The sequence below is a fragment of the Methanoregula sp. genome (assembly GCF_049690535.1).
GTDB lineage: Archaea > Halobacteriota > Methanomicrobia > Methanomicrobiales > Methanospirillaceae > Methanoregula.
The window spans coordinates 1-2,208 of sequence record NZ_JBAVMX010000117.1 but is presented as its reverse complement, the minus strand read 5'-3'; the positions used below and the strand labels follow the sequence as shown (position 1 = coordinate 2,208).

Sequence of the window (2,208 nt, the reverse complement as noted above, 5' to 3'; positions counted from 1 at the left end):
CATAGCCCCAGACTATGAGTGCAAGTGACCACCCGATGGGCGTCATGATGAAAACACCGTAGATCGCGATGAGAGTGGCGGCCCCTTGCGTTATTTCTGCAGTGCCAAAAAGAGCGAACGCCGGCAAAGGCCGTTCCCAGAAATGCTGCTGGCCGGTACGGGCAAGGTATATCGTCATGTGACCGGCAACAGCGAGCTTGAGGAAGATGAGCGTCTGGATGACGCCGGGATCAAGATGGAAATATTCCCGTGCCACCCAGAGAAGGATAAAACTTGAAACCACACCGAGAAGCCCAAGAATCGAAGCGAGGGTCAGGATGCGGTTCATCTGCCAGCGCACGGGCTTTGCTGCGACCGGTGCATTATCAAAGGCGATCATCATGATGGGAAGGTCATTGAGGATAGCGAGCACAACCAGCATGAGTGCAGTAACCGGGTAAAAATTCAGGAGCACGATACAGAGTGTTAAAAAGATCAGGACCCTGACTGTCTCGGCGATCCGGTAGACCGCATAATTTTCCATCCGCCGGAATATTTCCCGGCTCCTCTCGATCGCATCGATGATCACCGAGAGCCCGGGTTTTGTCAGGACGATATCAGCAGCAGATTTTGCAGCATCTGTTGCACCGGCGACGGCAATACCGGCATCCGCCTCCCGGAGTGCCGGCGCATCATTCACGCCGTCCCCGGTCATCCCGACAATATGGTTGCCACCCTGAAGGATTTTCACAATCCGGAACTTGTCTTCAGGGAGAACCTGGGCAAACCCGTCTGCGGCCTCCATCTGTTTCCGGGACTCGTCCCCATCACCGGCAACAAGTGCAGTCCGGGGAATGATGTTCTGGCCGAGGCCAACCTGCCCGGCAATCTCATGAGCAATGGCAATGTGATCCCCGGTCACCATTTTCACGTTCACGCCACGTTTTTTAGCCTCGGTAATGGTTGCCGCAGAATCCTCCCGAGGCGGATCGAACAGCCCGATCAGGCCAAGGTACTGCCATGCCCCGGTGCTGTCGGTCCGGGCTACCCCGAGAGCACGGAACCCTTTCTGTGCAAACCCCACAACCCACGCATCCAGTGTTGGGACCAGAACCCCGGCCGTCCCAACAAGGGACGCAATTGCCTGCGGCGCTCCCTTTGCTACTTCGAACGATCTGCCCGATCGTTCCCTGACCGTGGCCTTTGAAAATTTGGATACGGGATCGAAGGGGACAAAATCCGGGACTTCCAGACCTGCAGTATCTGGTGGCGGGGTGAGATGATCATACCGCGAAAAAACCGCCATATCAATCGGATCATTGCTCTCTTTTTTTGAGGCCAGTGCCGCTGCGATAATGACATCCTGTTCGGAAACCCCGGGGAAAGTCCTGATCTCACCGATGCTGATGGAATTCTGTGTGATTGTCCCGGTCTTATCGGAGCAGAGAATATCCATCCCTGCCATCTCTTCGATGGCAGAAAGCCGGCTGACAATCGCCTCTTTTTTTGCGAGGGCCACGGCCCCGACAGCCATGGTCACGGTCATTACGGCAGGAAGTGCTGCGGGAATTGCCGCTACGACCAGGATGAGGGCGAACTGAAGTGTGTCTACAAAGGATTCGGATCGTATGAGGGCGACGATAAAAATGATGCTGACCAGCACGACAGCGAGAATAATGAGATAATTGCCGATCCGTTCGATGGCGGCCTGGAAATGGCTTCGCGGAGATTTTACCTGAACCAGTCGGGCAGTCTTGCCAAAAAAGGTATTTCCCCCGATTGTAGTGACCCTTGCATCCATCTCGCCCTGACGGACGATGGATCCGGAGTATACTGTATCGCCCGGCTTCTTTTCGACCGGGAGGGATTCACCGGTCAGCGCTGCTTCATCAAGAAGGAGGTAGTTTCCCTTGCCAAGGACTGCATCTGCCGGTACAATATCCCCGAGCCGGATATGGACACTATCTCCGGGCACGAGTTCGCGGGCCGGGATCTCCTGCCATGTCCCGTCCCGGAGCACGCGGGCATTGGGCGCAAGCTGTTTTTTTAAGAGTTCGATGGCGTTCTCCGCTTTTCTCTCCTGAAGAAATCCGACAACCGCATTGGTTATCAGAAGGAGGAGAATTACAGCAAAGTCTTCCCAGTTCGAAATTGCTGCCGACAGGATGGCGGCTGCCTCGATCATCCACGGGATCGGGCCCCAGAAATAGGACAGGAATTTGAGCAGCG

The 2,208-nt window shown here is 55.4% G+C and carries 1 protein-coding gene; it reads right to left on the bottom strand.

Going from position 1 to position 2,208, the window contains the following annotated elements:
- A partial coding sequence (locus tag WCE46_RS09310) for a plasma-membrane proton-efflux P-type ATPase (RefSeq protein ID WP_424733426.1) occupies positions 1-2,208 on the bottom strand: 2,208 nt, incomplete at both ends.